The following is a 19,708-nucleotide window of genomic DNA, read 5'->3' as shown; positions in this document are numbered from 1 at the left end:
AACCGCCAGCAGCGCTGCTTTCAGCGCATGGCCTTGATGGCCTGTGCCGCCCGGGTCACGAGCGCCGGACCTTCGTAGATCAACCCGGTGTAGATCTGCACCACGTCCGCGCCTGCGCGCACCTTGCTCACCGCGTCCTCGGCGCTCATCACGCCGCCCACGCCGATGATGGGGAAGCGGCTGCCCAGCGCGGCACGCAGCTGGCGTATCACCTGGTTGCTGGCCTCCAGCACGGGCGCGCCGCTCAGGCCACCGGTCTCCTCGGCATGGCGCAGGCCCTTGACGGTATCGCGGCCGATGGTGGTATTGGTGGCGATCACGCCGTCCATGCCGTGGCGCTGCAGTGTGGCGGCGATCACCGACACCTGCTCCTCGGTCAGGTCAGGGGCAATCTTCACGAAGATGGGCGTGCGCTTGCCGGTCTGCCTGGCCAGCACCTCGCGGCGCTCGGCAATGGCGCCCAGCAGGCCGTCCAGCGCCTCGTCGCTTTGCAGCGCGCGCAGGTTCTGGGTGTTGGGCGAGCTGATGTTCACCGTCACGTAGTCGGCATGGGGGTATACGCCGTCCAGGCAGGTCAGGTAGTCGCTGGTGGCGTTTTCGATGGGGGTGCTGGCGTTCTTGCCGATGTTCAGCCCCAGCAGCATGCGCGGGCCGCTGCGTTGCTGGTCGCGAAAGCGCGACTGCTGCACGTTGCGCAAAAAGGCGTCGAGCCCTTCGTTGTTGAAACCCAGGCGGTTGATGAGGGCACGCTTCTCGGGCAGGCGGAACATGCGTGGCTTGGGGTTGCCGGGCTGGGCCTTGGGGGTGACCGTGCCCACCTCCACGAAGCCGAAGCCCATGGCGCCCAGGGCGTCGATCACGCGGGCGTTCTTGTCCAGCCCGGCGGCCATGCCCACGCGGTTGGGGAAGGCGAGGCCGGCCAGCTCCACCGGGTCGTCCACCCGCGTATTGCACCAGGCCCACTGCAGCGGCGTGCGCTGCCCGCGCGCCAGCATGTCCATGGTGAGTTCATGCGCGGCTTCGGCATCCAGGCCGAAGAGGAAAGGGCGGGCGAGGGCGTAGGGGATCAGGGACATGGGGGTATGACAAGGGATAATTGCGCAATTACCTCCGATTTTCCTCCATGACGACCTCCACCCCCCTGACCCAAGATGAACTCAAGGCCCTCGTAGGCCAGGCAGCCCTGCAATACGTGGTGCCTGGCGAGATAGTGGGGGTGGGCACGGGCTCCACCGTCAACAAGTTCATCGACGCCCTGGCCAGCATGAAGGGCGACATCAAGGGCGCCGTGTCGAGCTCGGTGGCCAGCACCGAGCGCCTCAAGGCCCTTGGCATTCCCGTGTTCGACGCCAACGAGGTCGTAGCCCTGTCGGTCTACATCGACGGCGCCGACGAGATCGACGGCCAGGGCCACATGGTCAAGGGCGGCGGTGCCGCGCTCACGCGCGAGAAGATCGTGGCGGCGCTGGCCGGCCGCTTCGTCTGCATCGCCGACGAATCCAAGCTGGTGCCAGCGCTGGGCAAGTTCCCCTTGCCCGTGGAGGTGATTCCGATGGCGTCCCAAAACATTGCGCGCCGTTTCGCGGCCCTGGGCGGCAAGGCCTCCATCCGCCAGAAAGACGGTCAGCCCCTGGTCACCGACAACGGCCAGCACATCCTCGACGTCACGGGCCTGTCCATCACCGACCCGCTGGCCTTTGAATCCGACGTCAACCAGTGGCCCGGCGTGGTCACGGTGGGTGTGTTTGCGCACCAGAAGGCCTCGGTCTGCCTGCTGGGCACGGCGCAGGGTGTGAAGACGCTGAACTACTGACGCCCGTTTCCGGTGGTTTCGCTCCTCCTCGGGGGGGCGGACTACAAAGCCAATGGGCCGCTGCTGCGGCCCATTTACCTGAGGTGCAGGTATCGCGTTTGGATCAGAACCGGATACCCGCAGGATTGGTCGGTGCGGTGCCATCCGTCGAAGGTGCAGGGCGTGCGCGGGGTGAGACCGTTGCGTCCGACGCCGGCGCGGCGGCTGGTGCCGGCGCGGCGGGAGCTGCAGCCACCAATGGCGTGGCTGCCGGGCGGCGGTAGTTTGCCGGCAATTGAGACTGCTTGGGATAGCCGGCTACGTCCAGGTACTGCGCCCATTCCCCCTCGGAGAAGCCCGCCATCCGTTGCGCGCCGATGGTGCCAAAAGGCAGTGTGCTGCTGCCACTGGCCGCCTGCAGAGCATCGATGTCTGCATTGCTGTTGACCGTCCGCTCCGTGAAGGGAATGCCGCGGTTGACCAGAAAACTGCGGGCGCTTGAACATGGCGCGCAGTCGTTGCCGGTGTACAGCGTCACCGGAAAGCGCTGGGCGACCCGGGAGAGTTCAAGCGGCAGCCCGGCACCGGCGCCGGCACTGCCGGCTGCAGGCGCTGCGCCCGTGGTTGTGGGCCTGGCGGAGGGATCTGCTGGCGCGCGGTCCGAGAAAGTCACCTTGCCATCGGGCCCGACGATGCGGTACACCGCTTGTGCCTGGGCACCGGCACAGGCCAGCACAAGCAGCATGGGGGCCAGCATTGGCAGGGACAGCAGGTTCTTGCGCATCGTCTTTCTCCTCGGGGTCGGTTTGTTGTGGGACGCGTCAGGCCGCAGCCGGCTCGGCCATGCCCTGGTGGCGCATCAGGGCATCCAGGCGCGGTTCGCGGCCCCGGAATGCCTTGAACGACTCCATCGCCGGGCGGCTGCCCCCGGCTTCCAGAATCGCCTCGCGGTAGCGGCGGCCGGTCTCGGCGCTGGGCTGGCCATCGCTGCCCACGGTCTCTTCAAAGGCTGCATAGGCGTCGGCGCTCAGCACCTCGGCCCATTTGTAGCTGTAGTAACCCGCAGCATAACCGCCCGCGAAGATGTGGCTGAAAGTGTGCGCGGTTCGGCTGAACGCCGGCGGCTGCAGCACCGCCACTTCGGCGCGCACCTGGCCCAGCAGCGGCATGATGTCCTTGGCCGGATCGTGCTCGGTGTGCAGCAGCATGTCGAACAGCGAGAACTCGATCTGGCGCAGGGTCTGCATGCCGCTCTGGAAGTTCTTGGCAGCGATCATCTTGTCGAACAGCGCGCGCGGCAGGGGCTCACCCGTGTCCACATGGGCGGTCATGTGCTTGAGCACATCCCACTCCCAGCAGAAGTTCTCCATGAACTGGCTGGGCAGCTCCACCGCATCCCACTCCACGCCGCCGATGCCCGAGACGTCGCGCTCGTTCACCTGGGTCAGCATGTGGTGCAGGCCGTGGCCGAATTCGTGGAACAGCGTGATCACGTCATCGTGCGTGAGCAGGGGCGGCTTGCCGTCCACGCCGCTGGCGAAATTGCACACCAGGTGCGCCACCGGAGTCTGCAGCACGCCGGTGTCGGGGCGCAGCCAGCGGGTGCGCACGTCGTCCATCCAGGCACCGCCGCGCTTGCCGGTGCGGGCCGGCTGGTCCAGGTAGAACTGGCCGACCAGCGTGTTGCCACGCTCGATGCGGTAGAACTCCACGGCCGGGTTCCACACCGGCGCGCTGTCGCGGCGGATCGCCACCTCGAACAGCGTTTCGATGATCTTGAACAGCCCGGCCAGCACCTTGGGCGCCGTGAAGTACTGCTTGACTTCCTGCTCGCTGAAGGCGTAGCGCGCCTCCTTGAGCTTTTCGGCCACGTAGGGCCAGTCCCAGGCCTGGGGGTTGGCCAGGCCCAGGCTGGCCGAGGCAAAGGCGCGCAGGTCGGCCACGTCCTTTTCGGCATAGGGGCGGGCGCGGTGCGCCAGGTCGCGCAGGAAGGTGACCACCTCGGCGGGAGAATCGGCCATCTTGGCCACTACCGAGACTTCGCCGAAGTTGGCGTAGCCCAGCAGCTGTGCCTCTTCCTTGCGCAACGCCAGGATCTCGCCGATCAACGCCGTGTTGTCGTACTTGCGGGCATCGCCCTCGGCCTGGTCGGAGGCGCGGGTCACGTAGGCGCGGTAGAGCTTTTCACGCAGTGCGCTGTGGTGGGCGAACTGCATCACCGGCAGGTAGCACGGCATCTTCAGTGTGAGCTTGTAGCCGTCCTTGCCCTCGGCCTGGGCGGCCTCGCGCGCGGCCTGCAGCACGTCGGCCGGCACGCCGTCCACCTCGGCGTCGGTGGCATAGTAGGCAAAGGCGTCGGTAGCATCCAGCGCGTTCTCGCTGAACTTCTGGCTCAGCTCGGCCTGGCGCTCCTGGATCTGGGCAAAGCGCTCCTTGGCCGGGCCGGCCAGCTCCGCACCGCTGAGCACGAAGTTGCGCACGGCATTCTTGTGTGCCTGGCGCTGCTCCACGCTCAGCGCGGCGGGGTCGATGGCCTTGTACTTGGCGTACAGGCGCTCGTCGGCGCCCAGGCGCGTCCAGTACTCGGTCACGCGCGGCAGGGCGGCGTTGTAGGCGGCGCGCAATTCGGGCGTGTCGGCCACGCTGTTGAGGTGGCTCACCGCACCCCAGGCCGTGCCCAGTTGTTCGGTGGCCACGTCCAGCACCTGGGCGATGGCGTCCCAGCGGGCGGGGAAGCCGGGGGCAGTCACCGTCTCCAGCGCCACGTTGGCACGTTCGAGCAGCACGTCGACGGCTGGTGCGACGTCGCCTGGCGTGATGCGGTCAAACTGGGGAAGGCCGGAAAATTCGAGAAGGGCGTTGCTCATGCGGTGTAGATGGCGCCTCGGGGCGTTGGTTCAAGGGTTTTTTACCGTGCAGCCGTGCGCTCGGCCGCCTCGATGGTGTTCACCAGCAGCATGGTAATGGTCATCGGGCCAACCCCGCCAGGCACGGGGGTGATCCAGCCGGCCACTTCCTTGACGCCCTCGAAGTCCACGTCGCCGCAGAGCTTGCCTTCGGCGTTGCGGTTGATGCCCACGTCGATCACGATGGCACCGGGCTTGACCATGTCGGCCGTGAGCGTGTTGGCGCGGCCCACGGCCGCCACCACCACGTCGGCCTGGCGCGTGTGGTAGGCCAGGTCGGGCGTGCCGCTGTGCGTCACGGTCACGGTGGCATTGGCCTGCAGCAGCAGCAGGGCCATGGGCTTGCCCACGGTGTTGCTGCGCCCGATCACCACGGCATGCTTGCCCTTGAGCGACTGGCCGGTGGATTCGATCAGTTTCATGCTGCCATAAGGTGTGCAGGGACGAAAGCCCTCCAGCCCGGCCATCAGCTCGCCGGCCGACAGCACCGAGTAGCCATCCACGTCCTTGGCGGTGGAAATCGCCTCGATCACCTTGTGCGGGTCGATGTGCTTGGGCAGGGGCATCTGCACCAGGATGCCGTGCACGCTCGGGTCGGCATTCAGCGCGGCGATGCGGGCCAGCAGGTCGGCCTCGCTCAGCGTGGCCTCGTACTTCTCGAAGATCGAGCGCACGCCGCTGTCTTCGCAGGCCTTGACCTTGTTGCGCACATAGACGGCCGAGGCCGGGTCTTCACCCACCAGTATCACGGCCAGGCCGGGCTGGTGGCCGCGCGCGGTAAGCGCGGCTGCGCGCTGGGCGACTTCGCTGCGCAGTTGGCGGGAGAGGGCGGTGCCGTCGATGATGTGGGCTGTCATGGCTGGAATACGGTCAAAAAGAGCAACAGGCGCTCTGATGGGTCTAAGTGCCAGGCTCTGTTGGCCTGTTGGAACAATGACTTCTACGGATTTGCATGCAAGCGGATAACTAGGCGGGGAGCCGCAGACAGTGCTATGGCACGGCAAGGCTCACCAACGACGTTAGCTGCTTGCAGGCAAATACGTGTCAGCCCTTGGGGGCATTTTGGCCGAGGGCGATCTTGAGCAGGTCGGCCACGGTGTTGGCGTTGAGCTTTTCCATGATGTTGGCGCGGTGCGCCTCCACCGTCTTGATGCTGATGCCAAGGTCGTCGGCGATCTGCTTGTTCAGTCGGCCGGCGACGATGCGCTCGAGCACCTGTGCCTCGCGGCTGGTGAGCTTGGACAGCAGGGCGTCGCGGCTGGCGGCCTGCTGGTAGCCGGCAAAGGCCTCGCGGGCGTGGTCCAGCATGCGCTCGACCAGGCCGACCAGCTCTTCCTCGTCAAAGGGCTTCTGGATGAAGTCGAGCGCGCCCTTCTTCATGGTGTTCACGGCCATGGGCACGTCGCCGTGGCCGGTGATGAAGACGATGGGCAGGGGCGACTTGCGCTCGATCAGGCGGTCCTGCAGCTCCAGGCCGGTCATTCCGCCCATGCGGATGTCCACGATCAGGCAGGCCACTTCGCGGGGGTCGTAGCGCGACAGGAAGGTCTCGGCCGAATCAAAGCAGCGCACCCGGTAGTCCTTGCCTTCCAGCAGCCATTGCAGGGAGTCGCGGACCGCTTCGTCATCGTCCACGACGTATACGGTGCCTTTTTTCGGAATCAAGCTCATGCAATTGTCCTTGGAGTATGTGCGTTTGCTACAGAATTTGTAGTGTCATCGGCAGGCTTGGCAAGCGGCAACCAGAAGGAGAACCTGCAGCCCGTGACGTCTGAACCATTGTAGATGTTCTCCGCCTGCATCCGGCCGTGGTGCGACTCGACGATGCTGCGGCACAGATTGAGGCCCATGCCCATGCCTTCCTGCTTGGTGGAGAAGAAGGCCTCGAACAGGCGCTCCAGCACCTCGGGCGCCAGGCCCTTGCCGGTGTCCAGCACCGAAAATTCGACCACCTCGCGCTCCTCGATGGTCTTGGGCACCACGCGCAGCTCCACGCTGCGGCCCGCCGTCGGGCGGTTGGCGTGCTGTATGGCCTCGGCGCCGTTCTTCATCAGGTTCACCAGCACCTGCTCGATGAGGATGGTGTCGGCCATCACGGGCGGCAGGCGCGCGGCGATGTACAGCGTCAGGCGCACATGGTGGCGGCGCAGCTCGATGTCGGCCAGCTCCACGGCCTCGGTCACCATCGAGTGCACATCGGCCAGGGCCCGGTTGGGCTCGCTCTTCTTCACGAAGGCGCGGATGCGCTGGATGATCTGTCCGGCGCGCTGCGCCTGGTGGGCGGTCTTCTGCAGGGCGGTGAGCAGGGCTTCCTCGGTCAGCTGCCCGCTCTGGATGCGCGAGACCATGCCGCTGCAGTAGTTGTTGATGGCCGTGAGCGGCTGGTTGAGCTCGTGCGCCACGCTGGACGCCATCTCGCCCATGGTGATCAGGCGGCTGACGGACTGCGCCCGCTCGGCCTGGCGCGAAGCCTGCTCTTCAGCCTGGCGGCGCGGGGTGATGTCGGTGGCGATCACCATTTGTGCCAGGCGCCCGTCCACCCAGTTCAGGTAGCGCGAGCGCACCTCCAGCCACTTGCCCAGGTCGGGCAGGTAGATCTCGGCGTTTTCGGTGCGGGCGCTGGTCAGCGTGTCGGTCGGCAGGCCCATCAGGCCGTCCTCGTCGTCCACGCCCGTCGAAGTGCTGCCCGCCACCGGCACCACGCCGGCCTGGGCCACCAGCTGCAGGTGGCCGCCGGTCTGCGAGCCGAACCATTGGCGGTACAGCTTGTTGGCAAACAGCAGTTCCTCGCTGCCCAGCGGCGCCACGGACACCGAGGCATCGAGCGATTCGAGCACGATGGTGAAGCGCTCGTGCGACGCCGAGAGCTGCTCGCGCACCCGGTTGGGCTCGGTGATGTCGGTCATCGACGTCATCCAGCCGGTCTGGTGGCCGTGGGCGTCGATCAGTGGCGATACGTACAGGCGTGCATCGAACAGCGTGCCGCTCTTGCGCCGCACCCGCACCTGGAAGCCGCCGACGATGGTCTTGCCGCTCAGTTCGTCGCGCAGCTTGGCGTGCAGGGCCTCGTGGTCCGAGTCGGGCCAGTAGGGGAAGGGCGCCTTCAGGCCCACCAGCTCGGCCTCGCTCCAGCCCGTCATCTGGCAGAAGGCGGCGTTCACGTAGGTGATGCGGCCCTCCATGTCCAGCGCGCGCATGCCGGTGAGGATGGAGTTCTCCATCGCCCGGCGGAAATTGGTTTCGGCCACCAGGGCCTGCTGGGCCTGCATGCGCCGGCGCGTGTGGCGCCAGGTGGCGATCAGCATCCAGGCCGTCATGGCGCTGAGCGTGCCCACCAGCCAGAACAGGCCGCTGCCCACCACCCCCAGCGAGGTGCGGTAGGCCTGGGCGCGCAGCACCAGCCCGTTGCCCACGGGCGAGACTGGCACCTCGTACTCATTGGCGCGCGGGCTCCAGGGCAGCAACTGCGTGGCCGGGTTGCGCGGGCCCAGAGGGGTGCCGGCAAGCACCTGGTTCTTGCTGTCCAGCAGCGTCACGGCGTAGCGCGCCAGCACCTCGGTGGGCGTGCCGTAGCGCAGCAGGCTGTCGATGGAGTATTCGCCCAGCACCACGCCGCTGAACTTGCCCTGGTTGTTCAGTGGCACCTGCAGTTGCAGCAGGGGAGTGATGTCGCCCGCCGTTGCGGCCGGCTGGGCATACACGGGCTGCTGCAGGTCGCGCGCCAAGCCATAGGTGTCGGCCGTGTCGCCGGCCTTGAGCACCTCGCCGGCAATGCGCAGCTCGCTGCTGGCCAGGGTGGGTGCCGCGTGGCTGGCGCGGATGCGGCGGCGCTCGTCGATCCAGGTGATGGCCTGCAGCTCGGGGTATTGGCTGATCAGCGTCTCGGCCCGGCTCACGAACTCGGATTTTTCGAGCTCCTGGTTGGACAGGTCGCGCGCAATGCGCATCAGTTGCTCCTGCCGCTCCAAGAGGCGCAGGCGCACCCGCTGCTGGGCGTATTCCACGTCACGGCGCAGGGCTTCCTGCTCGCGCTCGGCCTCTTCGGCGCGCAGGTACCAGAAGGCGGCCACGATGGCCGCCAGGAACATCAGCACCGCCGCCAGCGGCGCAAGTGCAGCAAACCGGTCCTGCCGGGTGGGCGAGAGGCTGCGCCACCACTTGCGCCACCAGCGCGCAGGGGCCGCGATGGGCGAAACCGTGGTGGGGGGCGCTGGGTCGGTGGGATGCATGTCCCTCAAGTGTAGAGGAGGCGCACACCTGGTAACGGACAGCAGGGACAAACCTGTCCACGATCCCTTGCAGTGTGTTTTTCGGACAGGCTGGGGATCATTTGCGAACGCTCGTTCTTGTGCGTTTGCAGCAAATTCTCATAATATGATATCAATGGGCACCATTTGAAATTCGCAAAAAGTTGTGCGAAACTAGGGGCAGTGTTCTAAATTGCTGCCACACCTATAGGAGACAAAGCATGTCAGCTCAGCCCGACCCTCAGGCCGCTTTTGGCCTCGGTACCGACGTCGATCAGCAGGAAACCCGCGAATGGATGGATGCGCTGTCCGCCGTGATCGACAAAGAGGGCCCCGAGCGTGCCCATTTCCTGCTGGAACAGCTTCTCGAGCACGCGCGCCAGAGCAGCATCGACATGCCGTTCTCGGCCAATACGGCCTACGTGAACACCATCGAGGCGGATCAGGAGGCCCATTGCCCCGGCAACATCGCCATTGAAAAGCGCCTGCGCGCCTACATGCGCTGGAACGCCATGGCCATGGTCGTGCGCGCCAACCGCCTGAACCCCGCCGACGGCGGCGACCTGGGCGGCCACATCGGCTCGTTCGCATCGGTGGCCAGCATGTTCGGCGCCGGCTTCAACCATTTCTGGCATGCGGCCAGCGAAGACCATGGCGGCGACCTGCTGTACATCCAGGGCCACAGCTCGCCCGGCATCTACGCCCGCGCCTACCTCGAAGGCCGCCTGAACGAAGAGCAGCTCGACAGCTTCCGCCAGGAAGTGGATGGCAAGGGCCTGTCGAGCTACCCGCATCCCAAGCTGATGCCCGAGTTCTGGCAGTTCCCCACGGTGTCGATGGGTCTGGGCCCGCTGATGGCCATCTACCAGGCGCGCTTTCTCAAGTACCTGCACGCCCGTGGCATCGCCAACACCGAAAACCGCAAGGTCTGGGTGTTCTGCGGCGACGGCGAGATGGACGAACCCGAATCGCTGGGCGCCATCGGCCTGGCCGCGCGTGAAAACCTGGACAACCTGGTCTTCGTGATCAACTGCAACCTGCAGCGCCTGGACGGCCCGGTGCGCGGCAACGGCAAGATCGTGCAGGAGCTCGAAAGCGAGTTCCGCGGCAGCGGCTGGAACGTCATCAAACTGCTGTGGGGCAATGGCTGGGACACCCTGCTGGCCCGCGACAAGACCGGCAAGCTCAAGCAACTGATGATGGAGACGCTGGACGGCGACTACCAGGCCATGAAGGCCAATGACGGCGCCTTCGTGCGCAAGAACTTCTTCGGCCGCCATCCCGAGACGCTTAAGCTCGTCGAGCACATGACCGACGACGAGATCTTCGAGCTGCGCCGTGGTGGCCATGAGCCCGCCAAGGTCTACGCCGCCTTCCACGCTGCCAACGCGCACAAGAACCAGCCCACCGTGCTGCTGGTCAAGACCGTCAAGGGCTACGGCATGGGCAAGGCCGGTGAGGGCAAGAACACCGTGCACCAGACCAAGAAGCTCTCGGACGAGGACATCAAGTACATCCGCGACCGCTTCAGCATCCCGATCCCGGACAGCCAGCTGGCCGACATCCCGTACTACAAGCCAGCCGACGACACGCCGGAAATGCAGTACCTGCAAGAGCGCCGCAGGGCCCTGGGCGGCTACCTGCCCAAGCGCCTGCCCAAGGCCGAAGAGAGCTTCACCGTGCCCTCGCTCGACACCTTCAAGGCAGTGCTCGAACCCACGGCCGAAGGCCGCGAGATCTCCACCACCCAGGCCTACGTGCGCTTCATCACGCAGCTGCTGCGCGACCAGGCCCTGGGCCCGCGCGTGGTGCCCATCCTGGTGGACGAGGCCCGCACCTTCGGCATGGAAGGCCTGTTCCGCCAGATCGGCATCTACAACCCCAAGGGCCAGCTGTACACCCCGGTCGACCGCGACCAGGTGATGTACTACCGTGAAGACAAGGCCGGCCAGATCCTGCAGGAAGGCATCAACGAAGCCGGCGGCATGGCCAGCTGGATCGCAGCCGCCACCAGCTACAGCACCAACAACCGGATCATGATCCCGTTCTACGTGTACTACTCGATGTTCGGCTTCCAGCGCATCGGCGACCTGGCCTGGGCAGCGGGCGACATGCAGGCCCGCGGCTTCCTGCTGGGCGGCACCTCCGGGCGCACCACGCTCAACGGCGAAGGCCTGCAGCACGAAGACGGCCACAGCCACATCCTGGCCGGCACCATCCCCAACTGCGTGAGCTACGACCCGACCTTCGCCCACGAAGTCGGCGTGATCATGCACCATGGCTTGAAGCGCATGGTCGAGCGCCAGGAAAACGTCTTCTACTACATCACGCTGCTCAACGAGAACTACCCCATGCCCGGCCTGCAGCCCGGCACGGAAGAGCAGATCATCAAGGGCATGTACCTGTGCAAGCAGGCGCCCGCCCTGGCCGCCGATGCACCCACCGTGCAACTGCTGGGCAGCGGCACCATCCTGCGCGAATCTTTCTTTGCCCAGGAACTGCTGGAAAAGGACTGGGGCGTGGCCGCCGGCATCTGGAGCTGCCCGAGCTTCAACGAACTGGCCCGCGACGGCCAGGACGTGGAGCGCTGGAACCTGCTGCACCCGACCGAAACGCCACGTGTCTCCTTTGTGGCCGAGCAACTGGGCAAGACCGCGGGCCCCGTGGTCGCCTCCACCGACTACATGAAGAACTATGCGGACCAGATCCGCTCGTTCATCCCTGCCGGTCGCACCTACAAGGTGCTCGGTACCGACGGCTTTGGCCGCAGCGACTTCCGCAGCAAGCTGCGTGAGCACTTCGAGATCAACCGCCACTACATTGTCGTCGCGGCCCTGAAGGCGCTGTCCGAAGAAGGCAAGGTGCCCGCAGCCAAGGTGGCCGAGGCCATCGCCAAGTACAACATCCAGGCCGACAAGGTCAACCCGCTGTACGCTTAAAAGAACCGGAGACAACAATGGCATTGGTAGACATTCAAGTTCCGGACATCGGAGACTTCGACGAAGTCGGCGTGATCGAATTGCTGGTCAAACCCGGCGACACGGTCAAGGCCGAGCAGTCGCTGATCACGGTCGAATCCGACAAGGCCTCGATGGAGATCCCGTCGAGCCACGCTGGCGTGGTCAAAGAGGTCAAGGTCGCCATCGGCGACAAGATCCAGCAGGGCTCCGTGGTGCTCACGCTGGAAGTGGCGGGCGAAGCGGCCGCGCCTCCCGCTGCTGCTGCACCCGCGCCAGCCGCCGCGTCCCCCGCACCGGCCCCTGCCGCTGCAGCGCCCGCCCCAGCGGCGGCCGCCCCTGCAGCAGCTTCGGGCCCGGTGGAAGTGCGCGTGCCCGACATCGGCGACTTCAAGGACGTGGCCGTCATCGAGATGCTGGTTAAGGTGGGTGACACCATCAAGCTTGAGCAGTCGCTCTTTACCGTCGAATCCGACAAGGCCTCCATGGAGATTCCTTCGCCCGCCGCCGGCGTGCTCAAGGAACTCAAGGTCAAGATCGGCGACACCGTGAACATCGGCGACCTGATCGCCGTGCTCGAAGGCGCTGCCCCGGTTGCAGCCGCGCCCGCACCGGCACCCGCCGCTGCACCTGCTGCTGCAACGCCAGCGCCGGCGCAGGCCGCAGCGGCCCCAGCCCCAGCCCCTGCAGCTGCCGCTGTTGCAGTGCCGGCCCACCAGCCAGGCGCCCCGACCACGGGCCTGCCCCACGCCTCACCCTCCGTGCGCAAGTTCGCCCGCGAACTCGGTGTGCCGCTTGGAGAAGTCAAGGGCACCGGCACCAAGGGCCGCATCAGCCAGGACGACGTGCAGGCCTTCACCAAACAGGTGATGAGCGGCGCCACCCAGACCAAGGCCCAGGCGGCCAAGGCGCCTGCAGGCGGCGGTGGTGGTTCCGGCGCAGGCCTGGACCTGCTGCCATGGCCCAAGGTCGACTTCAGCAAGTTCGGCGCCGTCGAGCGCAAGGACCTCTCGCGCATCAAGAAGATCAGCGGCGCCAACCTGCACCGCAACTGGGTGATGATCCCCCACGTCACCAACAACGACGAGGCCGACATCACCGAGCTCGAAGCCTTCCGCGTCTCCACCAACAAGGAGAACGAGAAGAGCGGCGTCAAGGTGACCATGCTGGCCTTCGTGATCAAGGCCGTGGTGGCCGCGCTCAAGAAGTTCCCCGAGTTCAACACCAGCCTGGACGGCGACACCCTGGTCTACAAGCAGTACTACAACATCGGCTTTGCGGCGGACACGCCCAATGGCCTGGTGGTGCCCGTGCTCAAGGATGCCGACAAGAAGGGCATCATGCAGATCAGCACGGAAATGGGAGACCTCGCCAAGAAGGCCCGCGACGGCAAGCTCGGCTCGGCCGACATGCAGGGCGGCTGCATGTCCATCAGCTCGCTGGGCGGCATTGGCGGCACGCACTTCACCCCCATCATCAACGCGCCCGAAGTGGCCATCCTGGGCCTGTCCAAAGGCCAGATGAAGCCGGTGTGGGACGGCAAGCAGTTCGTGCCGCGCCTGGTGCTGCCGCTGTCGCTGTCGTACGACCACCGCGTGATCGACGGTGCCAGCGCTGCGCGCTTCAATGCCTATCTGGGCCAGGTGCTGGCGGACTACCGCCGCATCCTGCTGTAACGAGGAGACCCTGGTATGGCAATCATTGATATCAAGGTTCCGGACATCGGCGACTTCGACGAAGTCGGCGTCATCGAAGTGCTGGTCAAGCCCGGCGACACCATCAAGGCCGAGCAGAGCCTGATCACCGTGGAGTCCGACAAGGCCTCCATGGAGATCCCCTCCAGCCACGCTGGCGTGGTCAAGGAGCTCAAGGTCAAGATCGGTGACAAGGTCGCGCAAGGCGCCGTGGTGCTGACGCTGGAGGCAGCGGACGCAGGTGCCGCCGCTCCCGCACCGGCGGCTGCGCCTGCAGCAGCAGCCCCGGCTCCGGCCGCCTCGGCAACCCCTGCCGCACCCGCACCCCAGGCATCAAGCTTTGGAGGCACGGCCGACTTCGAGTGCGACCTGCTCGTGCTCGGCGCCGGCCCCGGCGGCTACAGCGCAGCGTTTCGCGCGGCAGATCTCGGCCTGAAGGTCGTGCTGGTCGAGCGCTACGCCACCCTGGGCGGCGTTTGCCTGAACGTGGGTTGCATCCCCTCCAAGGCACTGCTGCACGTGGCGGCTGTCATGGACGAAGTGAGCCACATGGCCGACCTGGGCGTGAGCTTCGGCGATCCCACCCTGGACATCGACAAGCTGCGCGGTCACAAGGAAAAGGTCATCGGCAAGCTGACCGGCGGCCTGGCCGCCATGGCCAAGATGCGCAAGGTCACCACCGTGCGCGGCCTGGGCCAGTTCGTCGGTGCCCACCACCTCGAAGTGGAAGAAACCAGCGGCGCCACCGGCCAGGAGAAGACGGGCACCAAGAAGGTCATCGCCTTCAAGAACGCCATCATCGCCGCCGGCAGCCAGGCCGTGCGCCTGCCCTTCATGCCCGACGATCCGCGCGTGGTGGATTCCACCGGCGCGCTGGAGTTGAAGGAAGTGCCCAAACGCATGCTCATCCTGGGCGGCGGCATCATCGGCCTGGAAATGGGCACTGTGTACAGCACCCTGGGCGCGCGCCTTGATGTGGTGGAAATGATGGACGGCCTGATGCAGGGCGCAGACCGCGACCTCGTCAAGGTCTGGCAGAAGATGAACGCCAAGCGCTTCGACAACATCATGCTCAAGACCAAGACGGTGGGGGCCAAGGCCACGCCCGAAGGCATCGAGGTGACGTTTGCCGCGGCGGAAGAGGGCGGCACCGCGCCGGCTCCCCAGGTCTATGACCTGGTGCTCCAGGCCGTGGGCCGCACCCCCAACGGCAAGAAGATCGCTGCCGACAAGGCAGGCGTCTCGGTCACCGACCGCGGCTTCATCAACGTCGACATCCAGATGCGCACCAACGTGCCGCACATCTTCGCCATCGGCGACATCGTGGGCCAGCCCATGTTGGCGCACAAAGCGGTGCACGAAGCGCATGTGGCGGCGGAAGTCATCGCTGGCGAGATCCAGGGCAACAAGGAGCTGGCCAGCGCCGCCTTCAACGCCCGCGTGATCCCGAGCGTCGCCTACACCGACCCCGAAGTGGCATGGGTGGGCCTCACCGAAGACCAGGCCAAGGCCCAGGGCATCAAGGTCAAGAAGGGCCTGTTCCCGTGGACGGCCTCGGGCCGCGCCATCGCCAACGGCCGCGACGAGGGCTACACCAAGCTCCTGTTCGACGACAGCCCCGAGGCCCATGGCCACGGCAAGATCCTGGGCGGCGGGATCGTGGGCACCCACGCCGGCGACATGATCGGCGAGATCGCGCTGGCCATCGAGATGGGCGCGGACGCGGTGGACATCGGCAAGACCATCCACCCGCACCCCACGCTGGGAGAAAGCATCGGCATGGCGGCGGAGATTGCGCACGGTAGCTGCACGGATGTGCCGCCGCAGAAGAAGTAAACAAGCTGCTCAAGCAAAGCCGCGCATGCCTTCGGGCCTGCGCGGCTTTTTTTAATTGAGTTTTAAATCTTAAGCGCGCTGCTTTATTTTCTGTAAGCTTTTAAAAACCTTGCATAGGTGTAATTTTTTGTTTGTAAAAAATATTTCGCTATGTTAAAAAATATGTGAATTCATGCTGCCCCGGGCAATGCGAGATGAATCTTATGCGGCGTTAAATCTAATTAATAGGAGAATTTGCGATGGTTAATTCATATGAACTGAGCAGACTTGATCCATATGCGTTTGAGAACTTAGTCAATCTTCTTGCATTGAAAGTTCTTGGTGCTGGCTCTTCGGGTTTTGGTCCTGGAGCTGATGGAGGCCGTGATGGGATTTTTCAAGGCGAAGCTCTTTACCCGTCTTCTTCAGAGCGCTGGAAAGGAATGTGGTATATCCAATCAAAGTTCCACTCACCACATCTTTCGACTGATCCACATAAATGGTTGATAGAAAAAGTTCGAGTTGAGATAGAGTCATTTAATAATTCTAATGGCGATAGAGTTTGGCCAAACAATTGGATTATTGCAACTAACATAGACCCGAGTGGAAAGCCTAATACTGGAAGCTATGATGCAATAGTAAAAATGGTTTCTTCTGCTGCTAGTGGGGTCAATTTTTCTATCTGGGGTGGTGCTAAGATACTTGGATTTCTTAGTAATTATCCAGATATTGCGCGTCAATATGCCCATTTTATAACGCCAGGTCAAATAATTGCGCAATTGTATTCAAATCTTTTGGATCAAAGTGCGTCACTTGAGACGGTCATTCGATATTTAATTGCAACTCAGTTCTCTGAGCAAATTTACACCAAACTCGATCAAGCAGGATCCTCTGCAGACACTCGCCCAGGAGTTCATCATTTATTCATTGATTTGCCTTTTTCTGTTGAAGGAAAAGAGCTTGAAGGAATGGCTCTCGATCATTTGTGCCGCGCGGCTGCGCAGCCTCAAAGACATTCAATCGTAAGTAAACATTCGTCAGTATGGAGAGATTGGAATAAAAACCCACAAAATGCCCGGGTAGCTTTGCTAAAAGGTGGGCCAGGACAGGGGAAATCAACCGTGGGGCAGTACTTTAGCCAAATACAACGCGCGGCACTTCTTTTGTCAGATAATGCCCCTTTCGTGGTAGAAAAGGTTAAAAGATTTGCATTGGAAGTCGAGGTGGAGGCGAAGAAAATTGGAGCGTGGCCCGCTGCCCCAAGAATACCAATATTCATTGAGTTAAAAGAGTACGCTCACTGGTTTGGGCAAAAAAATGATAATGAAGCCCGAGGGGTTTTGAGTTATTTGGCTAATAGAATATCAGTCAAAGTTGACCAAACAGTGTTGTCGTCTACGCTAAGGAAAGCCATTGCAATTCAGAGTTGGTTTGTACTTTTCGACGGGCTAGATGAAGTTCCTAACGATGTTAAGGATTTGGTTGCTGATGAAGTGACAAATTTTGTGAATGAAACATTAATTCACGATGATTCCGATGTTTTGGTATTGTGCACTTCTCGACCACAAGGTTACTCCGGTCAGTTCTCAGCATTGGATGGTCCGGTTTTAAATCTTAAGAAGCTTGAATTGGATACTGCAATTAAATGTGCAGCGCCAGTGGTGAGATATGACCGTAGTGAAGATGAGGGCACTCGTTCACTTGAACTGTTAACATCAGCAGCAGCTTCGCAAAGTGTTCGTCAGCTAATGACTACGCCGTTGCAGGCGCACATTATGGCTGTTGTGGTTAGGGATGGAGGGCGTCCTCCAGAGTTAAGATGGGCGCTATTTGAAAATTTCTACCAAATTATGAAGAAGCGCGAGAGCTTAAAAAATGTTCATAATGCAAGAATTTCAAAACTATTGAGAGAAGACGATAGGCTTTTGCGTACGGTTCATACGCGGCTTGGTTTCGTTTTGCACGCTCGAGCGGAGAGAAGCGATGGGGCTCAAACCACATTGAGTAAAGATGAATTTCGTATACTTGTAACTCAAGTGGTTGAAAAGCTATCTGATGAAAATACAAAAAACACCGTGGATGTAGTTATGGAGGCAATGACGGAACGACTCGTATTAGTTAGTACTCCTGAGAATGGGGAGCACGTAAGATTTGATATAAGGCAACTTCAGGAATTTTTTGCTGCGGAATTTTTATATGATGCGGTCTCTCCAGAAGTATTGGAAAGTAGAGTTGAAACTGTGGGAGGGGATTCGCATTGGCTTGAGGTCATGCATTTTCTTTTGAGCGCCTTGGTAGAAAATAGAAGAACGACGGAATTGTCAGTAGTTTTGAAAGTGCTTGAGAGGCTAAATGAAGGAGGGCAGGATGGGGAAGGTCGAATATTTTATAGAAAAATGGCGAGAGGTACGGTCTTAGGAATTAGATTGCTTATTGAAGGTGTTTTGGAGCAAGATAAGCGAGATCGCCTAAAATTTAAATCTCTTTTCGAGCCTGTTGGCGGTCTTATAGATGTCGATCTTTTTAGTGCTCTTAAAAATGTTCGTGCACCGAATTCAAAAGCCTGGCTTATAAGCATATTGTATGAAAAAGTTGCTGAAGCTAATTTTTTCGAATCAATAGGCGCAATTATTTTGCTAGGTTGGTTACTGCCTGACGAACACCCTCTTTTTTTAAAGCTTGTTCAAAAATTTCGAGGTTTGCCTGCTTCTTATCAGCGTGAGGCATTAACTGCTTGGAGTGTGCCTGATTATGGTAAATATCGCTCAAAATATGCCCAGCATTTGAGTTTGTGGGTGGTGGTTTCAATACTTTCAATTGCCAATTCTGAGTCTGATTGGGATGGATTGTCATTAGAAGGCAAGACGGAGCTTACATCTATCTTAAAAGAGCAATTTGAAAAAATACCTGCGGCCGCTGAAAAAATAGGCCTAGATGAAAAGCTGGCGAAACTAATTCATGCTGTTTTTGAGGAGTCTGCAGATGAGGATGAAAATTTGTTTCCTCCCGAGCACTTTGGAATTGTAAAGGCTTCTCGCCTTAAACACAATTTGATAACTGGATCATTGCCGCTGAAGGTTGAGGGTGCATGGATCGATGATGAGGCGTATGATTCAGCTGGAGTTATCAAGCTTATTATTTCAATAATTAGATTTTCTAGAAATATAAATTTCGATAATTTTAAAGATGTGCTGATACTAATTCCCGTGGAAAACGATCGATTGTTATCGGCCGTCCCCGATTGGTTGATTGGGCTTTTTCCATGCAGAGGTGCGCATTTTTATTATCCGTATGATTGCTCTCATCTTCGTTCATTGGATTCTGTGAGTTTTGATGATTTCTTTAATTTGGAGAATTTAAAAAAATGGCCAGCCTTTGTTATTGGTGGAATTTTTATTCAAGGTGCATCTGGCAACGATAGAGAAGGATGGCTGAAATTATTTGAGCATTTCCCATTTATTGCGCTGAGTCTTCTTTTTCCAAACAATGGCGTGGAGTCTTTTGGCGTGACGAAGGAGCAGAATGAAGAAAATTTGAAATTGATCGAAAATGCTTTAACGAGTTCCAGTCGTTTTGCAAAAATGTATTTCCTTCATTGGGGCAAATTCTATGTGGAAAATATTGATATTTTTAATAAATTAAAAAATCTTACTCTTGTCGCTCAGAGTCGACCTGATGATGAGGTCTTCGGTGTCGATGAGCTTATTCCCTTTCCATTAAATGAAGATGAAGATGAAATGGTTTGTCTATTGGCGAAGGGGGTGACCTCTTTTCAGATTTCCCAATCTGATGGAGATTGGGCTGAAAGAAAAAGAAAATTATCTACCTTTCTTAGTGGTTTCCAGCTTTCAAGAGAAAAGCTGCAAAAAATGATTAACAACCATAAGTACTCTGCGGACTACAGAGCCTCCGCTCAATTATTATATATTGTTTGCGGAGATCCGCATGAATTTAGGAGGAGACTTTTGGTTGCAATAAGCAATATTTCTGAAATTAAAAATTTTGTTAATTCGACAACATCGACATGGTATGTAAATGGACTGTGTGAATTAATGATAAATGAGATTAATGAAAATTCGGAAGGTGCAATTTCTCTTGTCACTGAGTTATTGCTAATTGCGCGAGAAAAAATTGAAATTCGTTATGCCATTGCTAAAGTGTTAGGCGTTTGGCGAGAAGTGTCTTATTCCCCTGTTCAGAAATCAAATAGTCTGCAAAAATGGCTTGATGAATAATTGGAGCTGGGGGAAGGTTTTCATTTAGCCGGCTAGGTTGAAAGTGCAACTTCTAAGGTATC

The 19,708-nt window shown here is 60.5% G+C and carries 11 protein-coding genes; 5 read left to right on the top strand and 6 right to left on the bottom strand.

The genetic code is table 11. From position 1 onward, the window contains the following. Positions 1–20: 20 nt before the first annotated feature. On the bottom strand, positions 21–1,076 hold the full coding sequence (locus ACSQ3Y_RS19415) for a quinone-dependent dihydroorotate dehydrogenase (protein WP_057267654.1): 1,056 nt from the start codon (positions 1,074–1,076) through the stop codon (positions 21–23). A gap of 47 nt (positions 1,077–1,123) precedes the next feature. On the opposite strand from ACSQ3Y_RS19415, the gene rpiA reads away from it, so the two are divergent. Further along, on the top strand, positions 1,124–1,813 hold the full coding sequence (rpiA, locus tag ACSQ3Y_RS19410) for a ribose-5-phosphate isomerase RpiA (RefSeq protein ID WP_057267652.1): 690 nt from the start codon (positions 1,124–1,126) through the stop codon (positions 1,811–1,813). A 103-nt stretch (positions 1,814–1,916) separates the two neighbouring features. Here the strand turns inward: rpiA and ACSQ3Y_RS19405 are convergent, their stop codons facing one another. The 5 genes from ACSQ3Y_RS19405 to ACSQ3Y_RS19385 form a co-directional block, all read right to left on the bottom strand. After that, positions 1,917–2,576 carry a glutaredoxin domain-containing protein gene (locus ACSQ3Y_RS19405; RefSeq protein WP_436178535.1) on the bottom strand — a complete coding sequence of 220 codons (660 nt, stop codon included), beginning with the start codon at positions 2,574–2,576 and terminating at the stop codon, positions 1,917–1,919. Between the two features lie 37 nt (positions 2,577–2,613). Next, complete coding sequence (locus ACSQ3Y_RS19400; RefSeq protein ID WP_436178534.1) at positions 2,614–4,659, bottom strand: M3 family metallopeptidase; 2,046 nt, start codon at positions 4,657–4,659, stop codon at positions 2,614–2,616. Positions 4,660–4,700: 41 nt separating this feature from the next. Continuing rightward, a complete protein-coding gene (gene folD, locus ACSQ3Y_RS19395) occupies positions 4,701–5,555 on the bottom strand; it encodes a bifunctional methylenetetrahydrofolate dehydrogenase/methenyltetrahydrofolate cyclohydrolase FolD (protein WP_057267648.1) in 855 nt (284 codons plus the stop codon). Between the two features lie 187 nt (positions 5,556–5,742). Then, positions 5,743–6,369, bottom strand: a complete 627-nt coding sequence (locus tag ACSQ3Y_RS19390; protein ID WP_007848524.1) for a response regulator transcription factor — start codon at positions 6,367–6,369, stop codon at positions 5,743–5,745. Beyond that, complete coding sequence (locus tag ACSQ3Y_RS19385; RefSeq protein WP_436178533.1) at positions 6,366–8,927, bottom strand: PAS domain S-box protein; 2,562 nt, start codon at positions 8,925–8,927, stop codon at positions 6,366–6,368. The genes ACSQ3Y_RS19390 and ACSQ3Y_RS19385 overlap by 4 nt, the downstream gene beginning before the upstream one ends. Before the next feature lie 239 nt (positions 8,928–9,166). On the opposite strand from ACSQ3Y_RS19385, the gene aceE reads away from it, so the two are divergent. The 4 genes from aceE to ACSQ3Y_RS19365 all read left to right on the top strand — a co-directional run bounded on the left by aceE (position 9,167) and on the right by ACSQ3Y_RS19365 (position 19,646). Beyond that, a complete protein-coding gene (gene aceE, locus ACSQ3Y_RS19380; RefSeq protein WP_057203077.1) occupies positions 9,167–11,884 on the top strand; it encodes a pyruvate dehydrogenase (acetyl-transferring), homodimeric type in 2,718 nt (905 codons plus the stop codon). A gap of 17 nt (positions 11,885–11,901) precedes the next feature. After that, a complete protein-coding gene (aceF, locus tag ACSQ3Y_RS19375; protein ID WP_436178532.1) occupies positions 11,902–13,578 on the top strand; it encodes a dihydrolipoyllysine-residue acetyltransferase in 1,677 nt (558 codons plus the stop codon). 15 nt (positions 13,579–13,593) lie between these two features. Further along, positions 13,594–15,432, top strand: coding sequence for a dihydrolipoyl dehydrogenase (lpdA, locus tag ACSQ3Y_RS19370; RefSeq protein ID WP_436178531.1), 1,839 nt, complete (start codon positions 13,594–13,596; stop codon positions 15,430–15,432). Positions 15,433–15,671: 239 nt separating this feature from the next. Next, entirely contained in the window at positions 15,672–19,646 is a 3,975-nt protein-coding gene (locus ACSQ3Y_RS19365; RefSeq protein ID WP_436178530.1) for an NACHT domain-containing protein, read from the top strand. Positions 19,647–19,708: the final 62 nt, after the last annotated feature.

This window comes from Acidovorax sp. LjRoot66 (assembly GCF_964253305.1).
In the GTDB taxonomy this organism is placed as follows: Bacteria; Pseudomonadota; Gammaproteobacteria; order Burkholderiales; family Burkholderiaceae_C; genus Acidovorax.
Note: the sequence above shows the minus strand (reverse complement) of the source record. Positions and strands in the feature narration are given on the sequence as shown.